At 55.6% G+C, this 21,637-nt stretch carries 24 protein-coding genes; 20 read left to right on the top strand and 4 right to left on the bottom strand.

All coding sequences use genetic code 11. The features are described from left to right. Positions 1-203: 203 nt before the first annotated feature. From ruvC to IHN22_RS08070, 9 genes are all read left to right on the top strand, one after another. Positions 204-734, top strand: coding sequence for a crossover junction endodeoxyribonuclease RuvC (gene ruvC, locus IHN22_RS08110; RefSeq protein WP_191434664.1), 531 nt, complete (start codon positions 204-206; stop codon positions 732-734). A gap of 12 nt (positions 735-746) precedes the next feature. Then, the gene (gene ruvA / locus IHN22_RS08105) at positions 747-1,352 is read left to right on the top strand and encodes a Holliday junction branch migration protein RuvA (RefSeq protein ID WP_191434662.1); all 606 of its coding nucleotides are present in this window, start codon (positions 747-749) and stop codon (positions 1,350-1,352) included. Between the two features lie 22 nt (positions 1,353-1,374). After that, positions 1,375-1,713, top strand: coding sequence for a DUF6054 family protein (locus IHN22_RS08100; protein WP_191434660.1), 339 nt, complete (start codon positions 1,375-1,377; stop codon positions 1,711-1,713). 12 nt (positions 1,714-1,725) lie between these two features. Further along, positions 1,726-2,781 carry a Holliday junction branch migration DNA helicase RuvB gene (gene ruvB, locus IHN22_RS08095; RefSeq protein WP_191434659.1) on the top strand — a complete coding sequence of 352 codons (1,056 nt, stop codon included), beginning with the start codon at positions 1,726-1,728 and terminating at the stop codon, positions 2,779-2,781. 154 nt (positions 2,782-2,935) lie between these two features. Next, entirely contained in the window at positions 2,936-4,291 is a 1,356-nt protein-coding gene (glmM, locus tag IHN22_RS08090; protein ID WP_087329060.1) for a phosphoglucosamine mutase, read from the top strand. 71 nt (positions 4,292-4,362) lie between these two features. Continuing rightward, positions 4,363-4,998 carry a sigma-70 family RNA polymerase sigma factor gene (locus tag IHN22_RS08085; protein WP_087188754.1) on the top strand — a complete coding sequence of 212 codons (636 nt, stop codon included), beginning with the start codon at positions 4,363-4,365 and terminating at the stop codon, positions 4,996-4,998. Positions 4,999-5,069: 71 nt separating this feature from the next. Next, positions 5,070-5,351: a zinc-ribbon domain containing protein gene (locus IHN22_RS08080; RefSeq protein ID WP_087188755.1), complete on the top strand. Its 282-nt coding sequence runs from the start codon at positions 5,070-5,072 to the stop codon at positions 5,349-5,351. Between the two features lie 137 nt (positions 5,352-5,488). Continuing rightward, entirely contained in the window at positions 5,489-5,959 is a 471-nt protein-coding gene (locus tag IHN22_RS08075) for a spore coat protein CotJB (RefSeq protein ID WP_191434657.1), read from the top strand. Further along, positions 5,959-6,561 carry a manganese catalase family protein gene (locus IHN22_RS08070; RefSeq protein ID WP_191434655.1) on the top strand — a complete coding sequence of 201 codons (603 nt, stop codon included), beginning with the start codon at positions 5,959-5,961 and terminating at the stop codon, positions 6,559-6,561. The genes IHN22_RS08075 and IHN22_RS08070 overlap by 1 nt, the downstream gene beginning before the upstream one ends. A 52-nt stretch (positions 6,562-6,613) precedes the next feature. On the opposite strand, the gene IHN22_RS08065 is transcribed toward IHN22_RS08070, so the two are convergent. Both IHN22_RS08065 and IHN22_RS08060 read right to left on the bottom strand, forming a co-directional pair. Next, positions 6,614-8,827 (bottom strand): C69 family dipeptidase, encoded by a 2,214-nt coding sequence (locus tag IHN22_RS08065; protein ID WP_191434653.1) that lies wholly within the window; start codon positions 8,825-8,827, stop codon positions 6,614-6,616. 189 nt (positions 8,828-9,016) lie between these two features. Continuing rightward, a complete protein-coding gene (locus IHN22_RS08060; protein WP_242955426.1) occupies positions 9,017-9,469 on the bottom strand; it encodes a YhcH/YjgK/YiaL family protein in 453 nt (150 codons plus the stop codon). A gap of 321 nt (positions 9,470-9,790) precedes the next feature. Here IHN22_RS08060 and IHN22_RS08055 point away from each other — a divergent pair, with 321 nt between their 5' ends. The 9 genes from IHN22_RS08055 (at position 9,791) to IHN22_RS08015 (ending at position 17,225) form a co-directional block, all read left to right on the top strand. Further along, a complete protein-coding gene (locus IHN22_RS08055) occupies positions 9,791-10,498 on the top strand; it encodes an N-acetylmuramoyl-L-alanine amidase (RefSeq protein WP_191434652.1) in 708 nt (235 codons plus the stop codon). Positions 10,499-10,550: 52 nt separating this feature from the next. Continuing rightward, on the top strand, positions 10,551-11,915 hold the full coding sequence (gene radA, locus IHN22_RS08050) for a DNA repair protein RadA (RefSeq protein WP_191434650.1): 1,365 nt from the start codon (positions 10,551-10,553) through the stop codon (positions 11,913-11,915). Positions 11,916-12,092: 177 nt separating this feature from the next. Then, positions 12,093-12,299, top strand: a complete 207-nt coding sequence (locus IHN22_RS08045) for a DUF1858 domain-containing protein (RefSeq protein ID WP_087188762.1) — start codon at positions 12,093-12,095, stop codon at positions 12,297-12,299. Positions 12,300-12,567: 268 nt separating this feature from the next. Beyond that, positions 12,568-13,281 carry a tRNA (adenine(22)-N(1))-methyltransferase gene (locus IHN22_RS08040; protein ID WP_087188763.1) on the top strand — a complete coding sequence of 238 codons (714 nt, stop codon included), beginning with the start codon at positions 12,568-12,570 and terminating at the stop codon, positions 13,279-13,281. Continuing rightward, positions 13,269-14,066: a Nif3-like dinuclear metal center hexameric protein gene (locus IHN22_RS08035; RefSeq protein ID WP_087188764.1), complete on the top strand. Its 798-nt coding sequence runs from the start codon at positions 13,269-13,271 to the stop codon at positions 14,064-14,066. The genes IHN22_RS08040 and IHN22_RS08035 overlap by 13 nt, the downstream gene beginning before the upstream one ends. A 71-nt stretch (positions 14,067-14,137) precedes the next feature. Beyond that, positions 14,138-14,866 (top strand): YebC/PmpR family DNA-binding transcriptional regulator, encoded by a 729-nt coding sequence (locus IHN22_RS08030; RefSeq protein WP_087269581.1) that lies wholly within the window; start codon positions 14,138-14,140, stop codon positions 14,864-14,866. Positions 14,867-15,030: 164 nt separating this feature from the next. After that, a complete protein-coding gene (locus IHN22_RS08025) occupies positions 15,031-15,924 on the top strand; it encodes a tyrosine-type recombinase/integrase (protein ID WP_191434648.1) in 894 nt (297 codons plus the stop codon). Between the two features lie 410 nt (positions 15,925-16,334). Further along, on the top strand, positions 16,335-16,544 hold the full coding sequence (locus IHN22_RS08020; protein ID WP_191434646.1) for a hypothetical protein: 210 nt from the start codon (positions 16,335-16,337) through the stop codon (positions 16,542-16,544). Between the two features lie 36 nt (positions 16,545-16,580). Then, positions 16,581-17,225, top strand: coding sequence for a SprT-like domain-containing protein (locus IHN22_RS08015; protein ID WP_300985998.1), 645 nt, complete (start codon positions 16,581-16,583; stop codon positions 17,223-17,225). A 99-nt stretch (positions 17,226-17,324) separates the two neighbouring features. Here the strand turns inward: IHN22_RS08015 and IHN22_RS08010 are convergent, their stop codons facing one another. Further along, positions 17,325-18,872, bottom strand: a complete 1,548-nt coding sequence (locus IHN22_RS08010) for a hypothetical protein (RefSeq protein WP_191434643.1) — start codon at positions 18,870-18,872, stop codon at positions 17,325-17,327. 146 nt (positions 18,873-19,018) lie between these two features. Here IHN22_RS08010 and IHN22_RS08005 point away from each other — a divergent pair, with 146 nt between their 5' ends. Then, on the top strand, positions 19,019-19,303 hold the full coding sequence (locus IHN22_RS08005; protein WP_191434641.1) for a helix-turn-helix transcriptional regulator: 285 nt from the start codon (positions 19,019-19,021) through the stop codon (positions 19,301-19,303). Positions 19,304-19,747: 444 nt separating this feature from the next. Here the strand turns inward: IHN22_RS08005 and IHN22_RS08000 are convergent, their stop codons facing one another. Further along, complete coding sequence (locus IHN22_RS08000) at positions 19,748-20,824, bottom strand: hypothetical protein (protein ID WP_191434640.1); 1,077 nt, start codon at positions 20,822-20,824, stop codon at positions 19,748-19,750. A gap of 398 nt (positions 20,825-21,222) precedes the next feature. Between IHN22_RS08000 and IHN22_RS07995 the strand changes: the two genes are divergently transcribed. After that, a partial coding sequence (locus IHN22_RS07995; RefSeq protein ID WP_191434638.1) for a recombinase family protein occupies positions 21,223-21,637 on the top strand: 415 nt, incomplete at its 3' end.

The following is a 21,637-nucleotide window of genomic DNA, read 5'->3' as shown; positions in this document are numbered from 1 at the left end:
TTTCGTGGGAATCCGTCCCTTTTGCCGGGGAAACGGATTGCCACGCCAGTGTGCGCACTGGCTCGCAATGACAGGTTTGTGCAAAACAGCTATTTTGCAGCAGGCCCTTTTGCGCCCCGGGGCGGGCCTATTTCCTCCTTGCGCCCATCCGGCCGCCGTGATACAATATTCTCTGTATGGAAAACAGGGAGGAAACCGACGCTATGCTGATTTTAGGCATCGACCCCGGCTTCGCCATCGTGGGCTTCGGCCTGGTGGAGGCGGCGGGGGGGAGGGCCCGGCTGGTCCAGTGCGGGGCCATTACCACCCCGGCGGGTGAGGCCCTGCCCGCCCGGCTCCTCCAGATCTCCAATGATATGGACCTGCTGCTGGAGCAATTCAAGCCGGAGGCCATGGCTATCGAGGAGCTTTTCTTCAACAACAACATCACCACCGGCATCGGCGTGGCCCAGGCCCGGGGGGTGCTGCTGCTGGCGGCGGAACGGCACCAGGTGCCCATTTACGAATATACCCCCAGCCAGGTGAAGCAGGCGGTGGTGGGCTACGGCAAGGCGGAAAAACGGCAGGTTATGGACATGACAAAGCGGCTTTTGAACCTGAAAGCTGTCCCCAAGCCGGACGACGCCGCCGATGCGGTGGCTATCGCTCTGTGCCACGCCCGCTCGTACACCTCCCGGCTCCAGAGCCCCGACGCCAACCGGCCGGGCAGCGGCCGGTATGAGACACGCCGTTAGGAGTTTACGATTATGTTTTACTATGTGAAAGGAACCGTAGCCCATACCGCCCCCTATCTGGCGGTCATCGACTGCGGCGGGGTGGGCTATGCCTGCCGCACCACCAACAATACCCTGGCCCGGCTGAAAAAAGGGGAGAGCGCCAAGCTATTTACCCACCTGAACGTCCGGGAGGACGCCATGGAGCTGTACGGCTTCGCTACGGAAAACGAGCTCAATTGCTTTCAGCTGTTGATCTCGGTATCCGGTGTGGGACCCAAGGCGGCCCTGTCCATCCTGTCCTCCGCCACCCCCGAGTCCCTGGCCATGAGCATCATTACCGGGGACGAGAAGGCCCTTACCGTGGCCCAGGGCATCGGCAAGAAGATCGCCCAGCGCATCATCCTGGAGCTGAAGGATAAGCTGGCCAAGGGCCAGATCAGCCCCAGCGGTGAGAGCTACGGCGGCACCGGGGTCACGGTGATCCCGGAGAACAAGTCCTCCGAGGCGGCCGCCGCTCTGGCGGTGCTGGGCTACTCCCAGACCGAGATCGGCATGGCTCTCAAGGGCATCGACGTGGACACCCTCAGCCTGGAGGACATCATCAAGCAGGCCCTCAAGAAAATGATGAAGGGGTAATCCCCCGGAAGGAGGAACCACCATGGCCAAACTGGAGCGGGATCTGACCGGCAGCTTTGACGCATTGCTGGACTATCTTCACGACGGGATTCTGGGCGGCAGCTCCTCCGCCAGTTGGGAGGACAGCAGCGACTACCACAACGGCTCCTTCCGGGTGGCCGTCCGGGTGTATGAGCGGTACAGCTTTATGGGGGGCAACCGGGTGAGCCTGAACCTGACTCTGGTGGGCAACGGCCCCCATCTGTTCCTGTCCGCCATTACCTCCGGCGGCAGTCAGGCCATGCTGTTCAAGATCAACACCCTGGGGGAGGGCGCCTTCCTGGACAAAGTGGAGGAGCTGCTGGACGGGTGGCGTGGATAAGGAAGTGAGACTTTGAGCATTGCATTTTCTGAAGACGGCTTTGAGACCGAGGAGCCTCTGGTGACCACATCCCTCACCCGGGATGACGAGAACGAGGGCTCCCTGCGGCCCAAAACCTTAAACGAATACATCGGTCAGGCCAAGGCCAAGGGCAACCTGGAGGTCTTTATCCAGGCTGCCAAAATGCGGAACGAGCCGTTGGACCATGTGCTGCTCCACGGCCCCCCGGGTCTGGGCAAGACCACCCTCTCTAACATCATTGCCAACGAGATGGGGGTCAACATCCGCATCACCTCCGGCCCGGCCATCGAAAAGCCCGGCGATCTGGCGGCCCTGCTTACCAATCTGGCGGAAAACGACATCCTGTTCGTGGATGAGATCCACCGGCTGAACCGGTCGGTGGAGGAGATCCTGTATCCTGCCATGGAGGACTTTGCCATCGATATCATCATTGGCAAGGGACCGTCTGCCAACTCTATCCGGTTGGACCTGCCCAAATTCACCCTCATCGGAGCCACCACCCGGGCGGGCCAGCTGTCCGCCCCTCTGCGGGACCGGTTTGGTGTGACCCTGCGGCTGGAGCTATACACCCCGGAGGAACTGGCTCTCATCGTCACCAGATCCGCGGGCATTTTGGATGTACCCATCGAGGCTGACGGCGCTATGGAGATCGCCAAGCGTAGCCGGGGTACCCCCCGTATCGCCAACCGGATGCTCCGCCGGGTGCGTGACTTTGCCCAGGTACGAGCGGGAGGCGTTATCACCAGAGGGGTAGCCGATGCGGCCCTGACTGCCCTGGAGGTGGATCACCTGGGGCTTGACGCCATTGACCGGCGTATGCTGAGCAGTATTATTGAACACTACGGCGGCGGCCCAGTGGGTCTGGAGACCCTGGCGGCCACCATCAACGAGGAAGCTGTCACCCTGGAGGACGTATACGAGCCTTATCTGATGCAGATGGGCTTCCTCACCCGCACGCCCAGAGGCAGGTGCGTCACCCGGCGGGCCTATGAGCACCTGGGCCTGGCCGTCCCCGGCGGGGTGGGAATGGAGCAGCTGAGCTTTTAGTGTCTATGATATAAAAAGTGATGATATAAGTTTGTAGACAACCCACGACTGCCCGGTGTGCGGGCGCGGGCCGATGAGGGTATCGGCCCCTACAAGGCAAATAGGAACTTTCCAATATCGTTTGGATGATTTCGGTAGAAAGAGGTAATCTAGCATGGGTAAACTGTTTGGAACCGATGGGATTCGCGGCGTGGTCAACGCCGGTCTTGACGCAGAACTGGCCTATGATGTAGGCGTGGCGGCAGCCTATGTGCTGGCCCAGGCGAAAGGGGAGGGGCGTCCCCGGTTCGCCATCGGCAAGGACACCCGCATCTCCTCCGACCTGCTGGAGGGTGCGCTGGTGGCCGGTCTGTGCTCCGCCGGCGCCGACGTGCTCCACCTGGGCGTGATCCCCACCCCCGGCGTGGCCTGGGTGACGGTGGACAGCGGCTGTGACGCCGGTATCGTCATCTCCGCCTCCCACAACCCCTTTGAGCACAACGGCATCAAGATCTTCAACAGCCAGGGCTTCAAGCTGCCCGACGAGCTGGAGGGCAAGATCGAGGACATTATCCTCAACAAGGTCCCCGTGCCCCGCAAGACCGGCGGCGACATCGGCCGCGTGACCTACGCCGACCAGAAGGAGCGCCAGGACTACATCGATCACCTGGTATCCACCATCGATTCCGACCTGTCCGGCCTGAAGATCCTGGTGGACTGCGCCAACGGCGCTTCCTCCGCCACCGCCGGCCGTCTCTTCGATTCCTTCCCTGACCTGCACACCGACATCATCAACGCCGACCCCGATGGCGTGAACATCAACAACGGCTGCGGTTCCACCCATCTGGACGGCCTGAAGGCCATGGTCACCGCCGGCAAGTACGACCTGGGCATCGCCTTTGACGGCGACGCCGACCGCTGCCTCATGGTAGACGAGACCGGCGAGGAGATCGACGGCGATCAGGTCATCGCTGCCTGCGGCCTGGAGCTGCTGGAGCAGGGCAAACTGCCCGGCAACGCCATCGTGGGTACCGTCATGAGCAACCTGGGCCTGCACGTCTTCTGCCGGGAGCACAACATGGAGCTGTTCTGCACCGCTGTGGGTGACCGGAACGTGCTGGAGAAGATGGAGGAGGAAGGCTGGGTCCTGGGCGGCGAGCAGTCCGGCCACACCATCTTCCGCAAATACGCCACCACCGGCGACGGCCAGCTTACCGCCCTGCAGTTCCTGGCTCTGCTGCGCCGCTCCGGCAAGAAGGCCTCCCAGCTGGTGGAGGGCTGCAAGCGCTACCCCCAGACTCTCATCAATGTGCCGGTGGCCGACAATGCCGCCAAGCAGGCCATCATGAACGACCCCTCCATTATGGACGCCGTGGCAGAGCAGGAGAAGCTGCTGGCGGGCACCGGACGGGTTTTGGTCCGTCCTTCCGGCACCGAGGCCCTGGTGCGGGTGATGGTGGAGGCCCAGAGCCAGGAGGATGCAGAGAAAGTTGCAGAGCTCTTGGCAAATGTCATAAAAAATCGGGGCTGAAACTGAAATATTTCTAGCAAACACTTGACAAATTCAGGTATCAACGCTTATAATGTGCAAGGAGAAACGGCATGAAAGAGGACCATTTCCAACCGCAGGAGCCCAGTGATGAGGCCCTGTGTGCCCTGGCCGCTTCCGGCGATCGTCAGGCCGAAGAGGACCTGGTGGTGCGCTATAACCGACTGGTCCGCATCTGCGCCCGGCCCTATTTTCTGGCCGGCGGAGACAGCGAGGACCTGATCCAGGAGGGAATGGTGGGGCTGCTGGCCGCTATCCGGGAATATGACCCGGAAAAGGCCGCCTCCTTCCGCACCTATGCGGAGGTGTGCATCAAAAACCGTTTGTTCTCCGTTATCAAAGCAGCAGCAAGAGATAAGCACATACCGCTGAACAACTCCGTCTCGTTCGGAACCCCTCTTTTTAGTGGGAACGGCGATCCATTGGCGTTCAGCGCACCTGACGGACAGGGAACAGACCCGGAGGAGATCTTCCTCAGCCGGGAATCCTTCCGGGAACGTCTGGAGGCGCTGATCGGTCAGCTGTCCGGCTTCGAGGCAAGCGTACTTCGGTTGTATCTGAACGGTCTGTCCTACTCCGAGATTGCAGCCGAGGTAAACAAGTCCCCCAAATCGGTGGACAACGCGGTGCAGCGTATCCGGCGCAAGCTGGCGCAGCAAACTTCTTCCGGCGACATCAGCAAAGGCTGATCGCAATATTACACTGACCCAGCACATGGATCATCCGGACCTGGGCAAAGAAGCAAAGAGAGGGTAACATCATGTACGAAGACAAGACTCTGGTATGTAAGGAATGTGGCCAGGAGTTCGTGTTCACCGCCGGTGAGCAGGAGTTCTACGCCGAGCGCGGCTTCCAGAACGAGCCCCAGCGCTGCAAGGCCTGCCGTGACGCCCGCAAGGCTGCCTCCCGCGGCCCCCGCGAGTACTTCACCGCTACCTGCGCTTCCTGCGGCGGCGAGGCCAAGGTGCCCTTCGAGCCCAAGTCCGACCGTCCTGTTTACTGCAGCGATTGCTTCGCCCGTATGCGCGGCGAGCAGCACTAATCTGCATACCCCAAAGGCCGTCCCGTTCGGGACGGCCTTTTTCTATTGACTGAATGGTGCCTTTTTTCCAACCTCCGCATAGGATGTTCTGGACGGGGCTCCCGTCCCGTCCCAATCCATAGGAGGAGGGACACCCCTTGTATCCCGAGAACAACCCTCAGAACAATCCCGGCATCTGTGACGACAGCTGCGGCACGCTCCCTGAGTGCGCCCCCCTGGCCGTCCCCTATGTGCCGTTTCAGCCCAATAACCCCAAGCGCTACTCCCAGCAGGAGGCCCTGGCCAACGGCACCCTGTTTCCCGGCCTGAACCTGCCCTTCCGCATCAAGGCGGAGGCGGTGAAGGTGCTGGGCACCCAGCTGGCGGAGCTCCAGGCCCTGGAGTTCATGCTCCAGGAGCTGGGCCTCTACCTGGACACCCACCAGGACGACGCCGAGGCCTTCCAGATCTTCCGGAAGTACGCCGCCCTGGAGGCCGAGGCCCGCAAAAAGTATGAGGCCGCCCACGGCCCCCTGACCCAGAATGCCGCCGCCAGCGCCGACAGCTGGGCCGCCTGGCTGGAGGGCGACTGGCCCTGGAACTACACCGCGGAAGGAGGGGCCAAGTAATGTTCCAGTACGAGAAGAAGCTGCAATACCCCGTGCGCATCAAGACCCCCAACCCCAAGCTGGCCGCCTGGGTCATCAGCCAGTACGGCGGACCTGACGGCGAGCTGGGCGCCTCTCTGCGCTATCTGTCCCAGCGGTACGCCATGCCCTATCCCGAACTGAAGGGCCTGCTCACCGACATCGGTACCGAAGAACTGGGCCACCTGGAAATGATCGGTGCCATCGTCCATCAGCTTACCCGGGGACTGACCCAGGAGCAGCTGAGAGAGGGCGGCTTCGCCCCCTATTTTGTGGACCACACCACCGGCATCTATCCCACCGCCGCCTCCGGCGCTCCCTGGAACGCCGCCGGTATCGGCGTCAAGGGGGATGTGATCGCCGACCTCACGGAGGATATGGCTGCCGAACAAAAGGCGCGGGTCACCTATGACAACATCCTGCGTCTCAGCGACGATCCCGACGTCAGCGACGTGATCCGCTTCCTGCGGGAGCGCGAGGTCGTCCACTTCCAGCGCTTCGGCGAGGCGGTGCGCCTGGCCAAGGAGAAGATGGACCAGAAGAACGTCTACTTCACCAACCCCGCCTTCGATACCGCCAAGTAATAACACAAGAGGCCGACCCATCAGGGTCGGCCTCTTGTCATAGGAAGGGTGATTAGCCTACGCTCTCCAGGAAGCGCATGAGAATGGTAGCCACTTCCGCCCGGGTGGCGCTGCCCAGGGGATTGAGGGTGGTAGCGGTGCTGCCGGTGATCAGGCCCGCGCCGTTGGCCCACTGCATGGCCTCAACGGCATAGGAGCCGATCTGGCCGGCGTCGGTGTAGCTGCTCAGATCGTTGGACGCCGTCACATCATAGTTCTTGTAGGCGGCATAGCGATAGAGGATGGTGGCGATCTGCTCCCGGGTCATCATCTGATCGGGGGCAAAGGTGATGTCGGACACACCGGTGACGATACCAGCGTCGGCAGCCCAGGCCACAGCATCGGCATACCAGGCATCCGCCGCAACGTCGGTGAAGGTGCAGTCGGCAGCCTCAGGCTTGCCCTCCAGGTTGTACAGTACCTGTACCAGCATGGCACGGGACATCACGGTGTCGGGAGCGAAGGTGCCGTTGCCGGCGCCGTTCATGATGCCGTTTTCCGCCACATAGGACACCGCGTCGGCGTACCAGGCGGAGGAGTCCACATCGTCAAAGCTGTAGGCCATATCCATGGAGTAGGTGGGCATTTTGTTCTCGGTCAGAACAGAGGGGGTAAACACGTCCTCCTCGGTCAGCTCACCGGCCTGGTCGGCGGCGATGAAGGCCCGCAGCTCGGTGAGGATGATCTTGGCGTTCTCGAAGGCCTCCTCGGAGACGCCCTTGGCCAGGGCAGTAGCGGCCTGCTCGGCCAGCTCCGGGTTCTTCTCATAGAGGGCGGTCATGGACTCATCCACTGCCTCCTGCTGCTCGATGAGGGCCTTCTGATAGTTCTCCCAGTAGAGCTTCACGTTGGCGCCATAGCGCTCCCGGTCATTGTCGCACAGGTCGTTGATGGCGGTAAATACCCAGTAGGCGGAAGTCTCAGCAGGGAAGTCCTCATCATCCAGCACTTCCTCGATGTCCTTGATGCTGGGGCTGTACTCGGTCTGGAAGATGTCGGAGGTGTCGGTCAGCAGGTTGCTGTAGTAGGGCAGGTAGACGGAGAACTCAGCCCGGGACATGGTCTGCCACTGGATGGTGGCCAGAGCCTCGGGCATATCGCTGCGGATCTCGAACACATGGCACTCGGCCTGGCGCTCGTTGCCGATGGCGGTGCCGTTGGGATTCTTCTCCGGGTTATTGTCGGCGGCATACTCAGTACCCTCGCCGCGGCAGGCCAGCAGCCGCAGCACCTCGTAGGTGGTCAGCTGATGATCGGCCTCAAAGAGCATATTGAAGGGGCCCTCGGGGGCAGCCTCACCGTCCCGCTCCACGGAAACGGACTGGGACAGCTCTTCGTTCAGGTAGTTGACGCCCTGCCAGTAACGGAAGTACTGGCCGTTGCCGAAGTCCTCGGAGCCGTAGGTCTTCTGGATGTCGATCTTGGTGATCTGGTCATCGGCCACCTTGCCCTGCTGAGAGGACACCAGGAAGCCGTTCTCCAGAGGCAGGGAGATCAGGTCGGCGGAGGCCACCACGTTCTCGGGGTCGGAGACGTCGATCTCGTTCATCACCACCATGTTAGGGTTGACGGACACCTTGTCGTCGGGCATCTTCATGGCCACATACTGGTGGCCGGACAGGGTCTCAAAGTCCCACACCTCGTTGGCATCGCTGATGGTGAAGGAGTTGCACTCGCCGGAGCCGTAGGTATCGATGATGGCGGCCAGCTTCTCCACGCCGTCCCGAGCGGAGTCTGCCGACATCAGGATCACGGAGGTGAGGGAGATCTCGCAGATGCCGGTATCCACCAGGGGATCGGCGGCTTTGGCATTGGCGTTATAGGAAGTGGACACGGTGGCGCTGACGGAGACGCCCTTTTCGTTCATGCCCACCTCGCCGTAGGCCTCACGCACCAGGTTGCCGTCCTCATCCACCACAGACTCGCCCTGCTCGATGGAGTCCCGCAGCACAGTATAGCGATAGGTATGGGAGGGATAGGGCATAGAGAAGCCGTATGTATCTTCATACATCTCGCCCTCGGCGTGATCGGCCGCCGGGCGCACCTCAAACACTTTGTCGTACAGCTTGCCGATGTCTTCCGAGCGGCCCACATAGGTAGAGCCGTTTTCTGACTGCTGGCTGCCTACATACAGACCACAGCAGGCACTGGCGCTGACGCCGCTGCTTACCACCAGGGAACCGGCCAGCAGTGCCGCTCCAAGCTGTTTCAACCGTTTCTGTTTCATTTGCTTCATCCCTTTTACAGATTTGCCGTCGTCTCTTGGACGCGTCTCTGAGTATAGCACCATCCGCTGCATAAATCAAATATTATTTCATTAAATATTGCATAAAATTTCATACCACATCCAGGGCGTTTATCAGCTGAGGCATAAAAAAAGACCGCCCAGGTGATGAGGGCGGTCCTTTTTTGACGGTCAGGAGAGCTTTACCTTGGCCACAATGACCTTCACAGGCACGGGGGACTCCAGCGCCACACGGGGGGCGTGGAGATCCTGGGGCCAGACGATGTAGAAGGTGCCGGGCCGGACGGTGAGGGTGTCCCAGTCGGTGGTGAAGAACTGGATATCGGGGGTGTACTCGCTGAGCTGCTTCAGGGGGGCGTCGGGCAGGGAGTAGCCCATGCCCTCGGTGCCGGATACCACATACTGAATATCGGCGTAATCCCGGTGGCACTCCAGCTTGCAGTCGGCGGGGAGCTTGGTGTCCACGTCAAACCGGGTGGCGTACACGTTGTCGCCATCGATGTCAACTCTCTGGCCGGGGGTCAGGGTATCCGGGTCCACCTTGGCCAGCCACTCCAGGGCCTGCTGGAACCGCTGGCCCAGACCGTAATACAGGGGCGCGTTTTTCATTTTATCAATGACCATTGGGCTCACCTCCATGGTTGTTGCTTCCATCTTAGTCCCTGGGCGGCAAAAAGGCAACAGAAATTTGGACAAGCGGGGCGCTTCATGGTAGAATAAGCACAGGTGCCGCAGATATGCGGCTGCGCATTCCATGCGCCTGCCCTTTGAACGCAAAGGGCAGCTTGCGCTTGTTACACCATGACCAAGCCGGCAAAGCCGGCTTCCGCCGAGGTTCCGGCGGACAAGCGGTTCTGCCGCTTGTTGTCATGGTGGAATAGCAGGGACGGTTTCTTCTATCCCGCCCCGCCGCCGCATATTCTTCCTTGAAAAGGGGGGAGCGGTATGAAGCGGATCGGACAGTGGGCCCTGCTGTGGGTGCTGGCTCTGGCCACCGCCGGTTATCTGGTGTTCTGGCCGAGCGGGGCCATCCAGACCGTGGGGCCTATGGACAGCGGACGACCCGTTCTGGTGCTGGACGCAGGCCACGGCGGGGAGGACGGGGGCGCTGTATCCCTGACCGGCGTACCGGAGAGCCAGATCAATCTGGCCATCGTCCAGAAGCTGGATCTGCTGCTGGGGCTGTGCGGCCAATCGCCGGTGGTGCTGCGGCAGGAGGATATATCTCTCCACGACCCGTCGGCGGATACATTAAGAGAGAAGAAGGTCTCTGACCTGAAAAACCGGGTAGCGATGGTGGAGGGGACGGAAAACGGGGTGCTGCTGAGCATCCATCAGAATATGTTCACCAACGCCAAGTACCACGGGGCACAGGTGTTTTACGCCCCCACCCAGGGAAGCCAGGAGTTTGCCGTCCACACCCAGGAGGTGCTGCGGCAGACGGTGGACCAAACCAATGAGCGCCAGGCCAAGCCCATTCCGGACACGGTCTACCTCATGAACCACATTACACGCCCTGCCATTCTGGTAGAGTGCGGCTTTCTGTCCAACCCGGAGGAGGAGGGCAAGCTGCGCTCGGAGGGTTATCAGCTCCAGCTGGCCGCCGCTCTCACCGGGGCGTGGCTGCAATATGAGGGCAATTTTACATCGTAACACCGCCGTACAGGGCGGCTACACCAAAGAATAAAGGGAGGATCATCCACCCATGAAAGCAAAGACCATGTTTTACTGTACTGAATGCGGCAACGAGCTGCCCAAGTGGGCGGGCCAGTGCCCCGCCTGCAAGGCGTGGAACACCATTGTGGAGCAGCCCGCCGAGACCAAGCGGAAGAGCTCCGCGGCCGTGGCCACGGTGGGGGAGCGGCGGGGCAGCATCAAACCCCGGCTCATGGACGAGGTGGAGACCACCCGGGAGCTGCGGTTCCAGACCGGCATGAACGAGCTGGACCGGGTGCTGGGCGGCGGCGCCGTTCAGGGCTCTCTGGTGCTGGTGGGCGGCGCCCCGGGCATCGGCAAGTCCACCCTCATGCTCCAGATCTGCCAGAATTTATGCCGGTTTGCCAAGGTGCTCTACGTCTCCGGCGAGGAATCCGAGCGGCAGATCAAGCTGCGGGCCGAGCGGCTGGGGGTGAGCGGTCAGCAGCTCTACCTGCTGGCCGAGACCAGCATGGACGACGTGACCGAGGCGGTGACTCAGCTTCAGCCCGACGTGCTCATCGTGGACTCCATCCAGACCATGTACAACGGGGAGCTGGCCGCCGCCCCCGGCAGCATCGGCCAGGTGAAGGACTGCACCATGGCCCTGATGAATCTGGCCAAGGGCAGGGGGGTGACGGTGTTTGTCATCGGCCACGTCAACAAGGAGGGCTCCATTGCCGGACCCAAGGTGCTGGAGCACATGGTGGACTGCGTGCTCTACTTCGAGGGGGAGCAGCAGAACTCCTACCGCATCCTCCGGGCGGCCAAGAACCGCTTCGGTGCCACCAACGAGATCGGGGTCTTCGAAATGGGGGACGCCGGTCTCACCGAGGTACCCAACCCCTCGGAGATGCTGCTGTCCGGCCGGCCCCAGGACACCCCCGGCACCTGCGTCACCTGCGTCATGGAGGGAGTGCGGCCGGTGCTGGCGGAGGTCCAGGCCCTGCTGGCCCCCACCAGCTTCAACGTGCCCCGGCGCACCTGCAACGGCTTCGACTTCAACCGGGCCAACCTGCTGCTGGCGGTGCTGGAGAAGCGGGGCGGGCTGATGGTCAGCTCCTGCGACGCCTACATCAACGTCATCGGCGGCCTCAACCTGGACGAGCCCGCCGCGGACCTGGCTATGGTGGTGGCTCTGGCCTCCTCCTTCCGGGACCGGCCGGTGCCCGGCGACCTGGCCGCCATCGGGGAGGTGGGCCTCACCGGTGAGCTGCGGTCGGTAAACGCCCTGGGCCAGCGGCTCAGCGAGGTCCACCGACTGGGCTTCACCAAATGCCTGGTGCCCCAGCGCACCGGGGCCAAGCTGGAGGTCCCCGATGGGCTCCAGCTCATCAAGGTGCGCAACATCCGGGAGGCCCTGGCCTTTTTATAAAGGAAGCCTTCCCCTGGGGGAAGGTGGCATTTGCGGAGCAAATGACGGATGAGGGGAAGGCCGGGTGAGTATCGAACCATCTCTCAGAATTTTTGGATAAAAAGCAAGTCTCTCTTGCAAAAAGGGAGAAAATCGGATATACTACCAATATCCTAGAAATTTGGAGGTATTCCCTTTATGGCTCAGATTACCAAAGATACCATCATCGGCGATATCCTGGACATCGCTCCCGAGACCGCTCCCATCTTCCTGTCCATCGGTATGCACTGCCTGGGCTGCCCCTCTTCCCGCGGCGAGACCGTGGAGGAGGCCTGCATGGTCCACGGCGTGGACGTGGACGAGCTGCTGGCCAAGATCAACGCCAGCGTGGGCGCTGCTCAGTAACAACCGTAAAAAAGGAGCGGTCAGACCGCTCCTTTTTTGAAAGCTTCGAAAAACCGGCAAAGCCGCTTTTTCGAGAAGGCTGCAGCCCGCCGCGCGCGGACAGAGTCCACACTTGCGGGCTGAGCAGTGTTTTCGTCCACGCACTTGTCGCGGCCGAAAACAGATTTGGACTTTTTTCGCGCCTGCGGGCGCGAACTCTGCGAGGCTCTTTTGATAAACTGAAAAAAGGAGCGGTCAGACCGCTCCTTTTTTCGTAGGAGGTGAAGGGATGCGTCCCATGGAACTGACTCCCCGGCTGCGCTCGGTGGCCCAGCTGGTGCCCCAGGGAGCCAAATTTGCCGACATCGGCACCGACCACGCCTATCTGCCGGTGTGGCTCCTTCAGCGGGGGATCATCACAAAAGCCCTGGCCTGCGATCTGCGGCAGGGGCCTCTGGACCGGGCCCGGGCCACGGCGGAGAAATACGGCCTGACCGAGCAGATGGACTTCCGGCTGTGCGACGGCCTGGCGGGGGTGCGCCCCGGCGAGGCCGACACCATCGCCATCGCCGGCATGGGGGGCGAGACCATCGCCGCCATCCTGTCCGCCGCGCCCTGGACGTGGCGGGAGGACTGTCTGCTGCTCCTCCAGCCCATGAGCGCCCAGCCCCAGCTGCGGCTGTGGCTCCAGGAGCACGGCTACACCATTGCCCGGGAAATCCTGACCCGGGAAGGGGATACCATTTATACGACCTTCCAGGTAAAGGCCGGACCCATGCCGGAGCTCACCGCCGGTGAGCTGTGGGCGGGCCGGCAGAGCAGGGGGGAGGCCGACCCTCTGCGGAGCGAATACTTAAACCGGCTCATTGACCAGACCGGCCGGGCGGTGGAGGGGCTGCGCCGCTCCACCCGGAGCGCCGACGCCGGGCGTCTGGACGAAATGGAGCGGGCCCACCGGGGCCTGCTGGAACTGCGAGAGGAGTGGCTGTCATGGCAACCGTAAGAGAGATTTATCAATACTTGGATGGGCTGGCCCCTTTTTCCCTCCAGATGGACTTTGACAACGCAGGCTTTCTGGTGGGCCGGGGGGACCGGACCGTTGACAAGGTGCTGGTGAGCCTGGACATCACCGAAGAGGTGGTGGCTGAGGCCGCCCAGCTGGGGTGCCAGCTCATCGTGTCCCACCATCCGGTGATCTTTTTCCCCGCCAAGTCGGTGACCGACGCCACCCCTGACGGGCGTATTCTGCTCTCCCTGGTGGAGCACAACATCGCCGCCGTGTGCGCCCACACCAACCTGGACGCGGTGTGTGGGGGTGTCAACGACGCCTTGGCCCGCAAGCTGGGTCTTACCAACATTGAGCAGCTCAAGCAGGACGGGGTGGATTCCTCCGGCCGGCCCTACGGCATCGGCCGGGTGGGCAACACCGCCGGAGTGCCCATGTACGCCCCCGCCTTCGCCGCCTTCGTGAAGGAGACGCTGGGGGCAAACGGGGTGCGCTTTGTGGATGCCCGCCGCCCGGTGCGCCGGGTGGCCGTGGGAGGCGGCGCCTGCGCCGATATGCTCAAGGACGCTCTGGCCCTGGGCTGCGACACCTTTGTCACCGCCGATGTGAAGTACAACGGCTTCCTGGACGCCAAGGCTCTGGGGGTCAACCTCATCGACGCCGGTCACTATCCCACCGAGCAGGTGGTGGTCCCCGTGCTGGCCAAGTGGCTGACCGACGGCTTCCCCAAGGTGAAGGTGCTCACCACCCAGACCCATAAAGAGGTGTTTTCCTACCTGTGAGGGCTTGTCAAGCCACAGAAAAAGTGATAAACTAGATGCGCTGATTTTCGACGAGAAGGGAACGAGTACCAATGTCAGGACATTCCAAGTGGCATAATATTCAGAAGACCAAGGGCGCGGCCGACGCCAAGCGCTCCCAGATCTTCACCAAGATCGCCCGCGAGATGATCGTGGCCGTCAAGACTGGCGGCAGCGGCGACCCCAACAACAACTCCCGCCTGGCCACCGTCATCGCCAAGGCCAAGGCGGCCAATATGCCCAACGACAACATCAAGCGCACCATCGATAAGGCTCTGGGCTCCGGCAACACCGACAGCTACGAGAACGTGGTGTATGAGGGCTACGGCCCCTCCGGCGTGGCCGTCATCGTGGACGCCCTCACCGACAACCGCAACCGCACTGCCCCCGAGGTCCGTCACCTGCTGGACAAGTACGGCAAGGGCCTGGGCGCCACCGGCTGCGTGTCCTGGTCCTTCGACCGCAAGGGCGTCATCATCATCGAGAAAGAGGACCTGGACGAGGACACCGTCATGATGGACGCCCTGGACTGCGGCGCCGACGATATGCAGGTGGAGGACGAGGTCTTTGAGGTGTACACCGACCCCGATTCCTTCGGCACCGTGCTGGCCGCCATGGAGGAGAAGGGCTACACCTTTGTTCAGGCTGCCGTGGAGATGGTGCCCCAGAACTACGTCAAGCTGGAAAATGAGGACGACATCAAGAACATGGAGAAGCTCATTGACCTGCTGGAGGACAACGACGACGTTCAGAACGTCTGGCACAACTGGGATCAGGGCTGATCACACTTTTTGAGCTGAATATCGTTTGTTTCTGCTAAAATCACAGATAAGCAAGAACTTATTTTGATCAATGCAAAATGGGTTGTGTTTTTCGTGATTTAAGCTGTGACATACGTACTTCCTTCTATTGTGACGTACAATTCGCCGCAAAAGGAGGAAATGATATGAAGCTGGAAGCATTAGTAAAAGAGTATCTGATAGAGATTGAGGTCAGGAAGTATACCCCTAAGACCATTCGGGGGTATCGCAATGGCCTCAATCTCTTTTTGCATTTTTGCAGTGAAAACCTCAATGTGGATGATATTGATGAAGTTACACCAGCTACAATAAAGCAGTTCTCAAGGCATATGACAGCAGCAGGGCGTAAAGGCACCTATATTAACGGTCTGCTGAAAACTATAAAGTCCTTTTTGCGGTATTGTTACGAAGAAGGTTATGGAGGGTTCAACACAAAGAAAAGCTTCAAATGGTGCAAGGAGGAACGTCCCATTATTATGGCCTTTAAGCCATCGGACGTACGCCAGATGCTCCAAAGCTGCAAAGGATATGATTTTATCTCAATTCGTGATAATGCTGTCCTCACGCTGCTATTTGAGACCGGAATCCGTTGCTGGGAGCTGTGCTGTATCCAGAAAGACGATATTCATGATGATTTTATTGTTGTGAAAGGGAAGAACCATAAGCAGAGAGTAGTCCCCGTTACGCCCGTTCTGCAAAAGGCACTGTTGCGCTATGATACTGTGGCAGCTCGCTATTTTGCACTGAAGGCAACAGACAGCTATTACTTCCTGTCTTTCCATGGGCGGCAGCTTACCAACAGCGCCGTTGAACATATTGTCAAGCGTCACGGTACAGGGATTGAGGGGGTTAGGGTGTCTCCCCATACCTGCCGCCATTTCTTCGCTCAGCAGCAGATCAAGCTGGGTACAGACCTCTATACCATTTCCAGGCTCTTAGGGCACGAGAATGTCAGGATTACGCAAACATATCTGAATAGCTTGAGGGACGAAGAGGTGATACAGATAGCCAAGCAGAAAAGCATACTAATGAATCTATAAAAATTGTACATTTCATTTCTATAGTAAAAGAATATTATTATAGAATTTAAATGTACATTTTTTGTGTAGCAGACATTCGCATTGCAAGATGTATGGCCCGCGCCGCCTTTTGGCGGAAGCGGCCGGGCCAACATCTTGCTGTTGTTATGCGGGTGTCGATAAATACCACAATCGCTGCTCTGCAAAAGAGAATCCGGTTTAAAAAATGTAAATAGCTGTGCAAATCATTGATTGGGCTAAAGAAATTCCGTAATTCCCTGCGGGAATCTACGAATTTCTTTAGCCCGTTTTTTGTAAAAGAATTTACTCCGCTTCGCTCCGAAAATTCTTTTAACATTTCAAAATCACAATAATTTCTCTGGAAGATAAGATGTTTTTCTGCTTCAGCTGGATTAAGAAAGGAGAATGGTATGGAACATATCAGTTTTGAAACTATGGGTGTTTTGTTGGAAATGTTGGAATTGTCTGAATTTATTTTGCAGGAGTATTCTCGGGACTATCATTTGCAAATACCTAAAACAGGCTTTGAAGCACAGCACCTTGAATGGGCCAGGAAAAGAGAACTCCTGCACAAACTGATGATATGGCTGGAATCCACCATGTTCAGCGCAGAAGATTGACGGATTAAGCACTCTGCATAAAAGGGAGATTTTATGATGAAACAGTTGACAAGCTATAACCGGGTAGCCGGATATCTCAACAAGATTTTTGACCTGCTCAATGAACGTTTTTTTGAAAATCAACTTTCAAGGCCAACAATCACCATACAAAGCACCCCAAGAGCGTATGGACATTTCACCACCCGCTCGGACACATGGATATCTGCCAGCGGGGACTCCCATGAGATCAATATAGGTGCCGGTACCCTGTCAAGACCAATCGAGGATGTGGCAGCAACGCTTCTGCATGAGATGGTACACTACTACAACTATGTAAGAGGTATTCAGGATTGCAGCAGGGGAGGTACATATCACAACAAGCGATTCAAAGATGCGGCTACCGCAAGGGGCCTAAAGGTTGACCATGATCCCAAGTATGGCTGGACATTGACAAGCCCCGGCGAAGATTTGCTTGATTTGGTGGTAGAGAATGACCTCACTGACATATTGATCACCCGCAATGACCTACACTATACGGTAACTACTACCACTGGAGGCCACATTGGAGGAAACGAAAAAATGCCCCCAAAGAAATCCGGCAGCAGGAAATATGTCTGTCCAAACTGCGGGATTTCCGTGAGGGCGACTAGAGTTGTGCGAGTTGGTTGCTTGAATTGTCAAGAAATAATGGTGGAACGTTAAGGTTCAACAAAAACACAGGGCAGGAATCTACTTAGGGATTCCTGCCCTGTGTTAGCAAAATCAATTAGGTTACAGTTCGCTATAACCCATCTTAAACGTTCAATTAGCCAATATAGAAATTAAATCTGGATTTCTGGTCAATATCTGTGAGATTTCCCACATCATTTGGACTTCTTGACAATGCGCCTTTGGAATGGTCACATCTTTGCGCCCCTCACTGCCGGAAAAACGAACAGTGACAGTTTGAGCTGTTTGTAATGCAGCAATCAAACCAGCTAAGTTATTTTTACTAGAATGAATCAATGGGGCAACTTCAATAATATATCCCCAGCCTACATCACGACTAACATCAAAGTAATCTAGTTCATAAGAAAATTGCTCACCATCGCAGTCGAAAAGTACATTATCCATAAAAATCCAATTATTGTCCATAAACCCTACCATGAGGCCCATGCCAGAGAAGTCATTGTTCAAAGAAATAAGGACAGGAAAAATATTGCGATTGTAACCAATGAAAACATCACCGGCCAAATCAATAGTGTACTGCTTATCAATTGAATCATAGCTAACGTCTATTTTTGCCTTGTATTTTGTCAGTTCACTTTTGTCAATCTCCTTTTGATATGTATCTATCTTTTGCTGAGCTCCTTCTAATGGGACTATTTCTATAAATGTCTGTAAGGATGATATGGCCCCAGAATAATCCCCTGTCTGAGCATACGCATCAGCCTCAGCGTAAGCCTGTTCCGTGAACAAATTAACTGCACTGTCCCTCAAGGCAGAAACATCTTCTGACAGCATCTCTTCCGGCCATGATTTAAGGTACTGACATACACCAGCGTAGTCCTTAGCCTCCATTTTTTCTTGTATAATTGGAAGGACTTCAGCATTGGCCTTGCCCACGATCTGTTTCTTGAGTTGCTGTATCTCGTCATTGGTATATTCTTGATTGATACTAGTAATTACTTCAAATGCCTTAGCATAATCCTTCTTATCCAGTGAATCCTTGGTTTCTTCCACTATAGCGTCAGAGATTGCGGTGATACACGTGCCTATTTTTTCTTGTGCGTTCGTATAATTATTCTTATCTTCCTCTATGACCTGCTTATATAGGGGAATTGCATCCTCAAATTTCCCGTTTGCAAAAGCTTGTTCAGCTCTTTCATAGGAAATGCTCGACTTTTTAATACGCTCTATTTGCTCACGTGTCTCAGAAACATCCTGTAGTTCAGAAAGTGTTTCCAGATATCCTGTAGATTCATCGTAAGTGATTATCCCTTCTAAGTATCTGTCTACCAAACGGGATTCATAATCCATAATGTTATTAGATGCTTTATTTGTAAATGCAGTATCGGTAGAATTGTCCTGGTATATTTGTACGGCGAGGTCGATATTGTCATTTTTGAGTGCGTGCTTGAACTGCGTGATTGGCAATCTATTATATTGTACTACGCCAATCACAAATGCAAGAAGTACAAGAATACCACCAGCTAGCCATAGCCATCGTTTGGGTGGAAGTTGTTTTTTTGAGTTGGGACTACAAGCTCCATTTTCAAGTGCAGCATCTGCTGCATTATTTTCTGTGGTGTTTATCTTCGGATTCTCTTCTTGCCTTGGCTGGTATACTTCCGTATCTTTTGTTTCCATTTCTCTTTACCTCCCAACATTTTTGCTGCTCAATCTGAGGTTGATCTTATTATCCTATATAAAGCAAAGAATGTCAATAAAACTATACATATAACGATAATTCGGTGCCTAGAATAGCCAAGTATAATATCAACAGAGGTGATGTTATGATTGGTGACACCATCAAACGCTTACGGGAAGATGCTGGGCTTTCCCAGTCATCTCTTGCCAAGAAGCTAAATGTAACCCGCTCGGCGGTCAATGCGTGGGAAATGGGCCTGTCTGCACCGACAACGCAGTATGTGGTCGATATGGCAAGGCTGTTTCGTGTCTCATCTGACTATCTCCTTGGGTTGACCACTGAAACAACGCTTGTGCTTGATGGTCTGAATGAAGAAGAGAAGAGGATTTTGTATTCTCTGATTGACTATTTTAATGAAAAACGCGATTGAAGGTAATTCTTCAATCGCGTTCTTTTTCTGCCTATTCCACCGTGTGTTTGAACCTTAATGTTCAAATGCACGGTGTTTTTTATATTTCTCACATTTTCCATGAAAGGGGGTCGGCTCATGAGCATGGATGGTTTGATGCTGCTTTGGGGTCTGCAATTCTTGGTCTTTATCTACTGTATCGTACACAGATAAAATGGAGGTTTTCTGATATGACTTGGTACATTGTTTCTCTGTTGCTATTTTTCTTTTTACAGCAGTATTCGCTGGCCTCAATTTGTATCGTCTTATGGCCGACAATCCTGCTGGGCGTAATTATGCTGGTGATTCTGGTATACAGTATATCGAAGAAATCATAAATCAAAAACGCAGGGGTGAGGGGTGCCTCACTCCTGCGTGAATTTTCATAGTAAGGATGGTGCCATCCACCATCTATCATTGGGATATTTATGGGGCTTCTTTTAATAAAAGATTTGTACAATAGGCTTTTATCCTACTTGCAAGAGAAGTATCCGTATATTTGTCGCCAAAAAGTTCCCATGCGGCCAGTTCAAAGTCTCGCTTCTTTCTGAGGCTATTCCTCAAAATAAGATAATTTAGCAGATATGCCCGATCTATCTCGCTAAGAGTACTCGGATGCTTATGTGAAAAACAAGCATCAAAGAAAATATCCCGTAGTTTATTACAGACTTCTTCAATATCAACACCAGATAAGTCCATATCGCCAGTTGCGTATATTTTACTTGCACGGTACACATATTCCAGGTCATAACCTAAATCTTCACTGTAGCGCTGGAAGAGCTTTCCTCGCTCTTTATAATACCAGCGTGTCCTTTTTCTCTTGTGAACTTCATTAATACTAGTACACTTAACAAGATCAAGGGCCACTTCAGTGCACTTATTGTTTAAATCAATTTCAGATGTAGTTGCCTCTCGTACCCCATAAAATTCAGTCCCATCAACAGCTCGTTCATGTACCTTAGAGAACATACCAGTTTTTACAGAAATCAAGCTTTCTTCTTCCATACGGTGGAGTAGTCCCTTTATAAAGGAGTTCAAGGCGCCGTTAACATCATCTGATACTGCTTCCATACACTTAAGAGGGACACCCAAATGTTCCGCTACATATTCCGGGTATCTATAGCAGTTCCAAAACTCTGGACTAATGAGGCCAATACCAATCGCAATATGGGTATATGTGTGGGGGGTATCAAATTCCCCATTTTTTGCCTTCGAGTAAAGTACCTTGTCAGCGTCTTTCATTGGGCTGTTAGAAGCCCGCATAGGCTTTTGCTTTGGTGCATCAAACACTTCATCTATCACTAACTTCTGGCTGTCTGGAGCCTTGTGGAAGTTAAAATGACGCCTCAGTTCCTTAAACTGATGCTCCTTTGGATTGTTGCCCTTTTTCACCTCTATCCCAAGATACTGACAAAGAGCAGGATAATTTTTAAATTCCTGACCTGGGTAAACAGGTTTGTGAAATGGAACACTTTTCTCATCTAGAGGATGCTCCATGAGCATATCACTCTCCCTTCAAAATGCACTTACACAACAGCGGTCAGATATACCAACCCGCTGTTTGTAAACCAAAGTGTACCACGCGAAAGCGCAAAAAGTCAACAAGTAACAGAAATAAAATATTCAAAATAATAATGAATTTATTATTTTTTATTTTATATTAAAATAAAAAAGTTCAAAAAATAATAACCTCAAATAAATTTGGAAGGAGCACTATAAATGAACGCAAGAGACCCACCCAATCATTCCGCAAACGATTGCTAGAAACAAGAAGGGTATCTGCAAAGGTGTACTTTTACGGACACACGAAAAAGCCATGCTTTTACTGTCCGTAAATCACAGAAATCACTTTATAAACATATCCGTAATCGCAACGTCTTTTACAGACAGAGGAGGAGACCATGGACAGTCGTACATATTACTATGCCAGGGTATCAAGCAAGGAACAGAACCTTGACCGGCAGATCGCCGCCTTTAACGCCCTGGGGGCGCAGGAACGTGAGATAATCGCCGACAAAGAAAGCGGTAAGAGTTTGGAGCGGGCTGGGTATCAGGCCCTTAAAAATGCCATGCTCCGCAAGGGAGACACGCTGGTGGTGAAGTCCCTTGACCGTTTGAGCCGCAACAAGCGGGACATCAAGAATGAGCTCCAGTATTTCAAGGACAACGGAATTCGCTTGAAGGTCATTGACCTGCCTACCACAATGATGGAGCTGCCAGCAGGGCAGGAATGGGTCTTCGATATGGTCAACAATATCCTGATTGAGGTCTTGGGTACGATTGCAGAACAAGAAAGGGAAACGATACGAAAGCGGC

It is taken from the genome of Flavonifractor sp. An112 (genome assembly GCF_904377885.1).
GTDB classification, from domain to species: Bacteria; Bacillota; Clostridia; order Oscillospirales; family Oscillospiraceae; genus Flavonifractor; species Flavonifractor avicola.
This window is presented reverse-complemented; position numbering and strand designations above follow the sequence as displayed.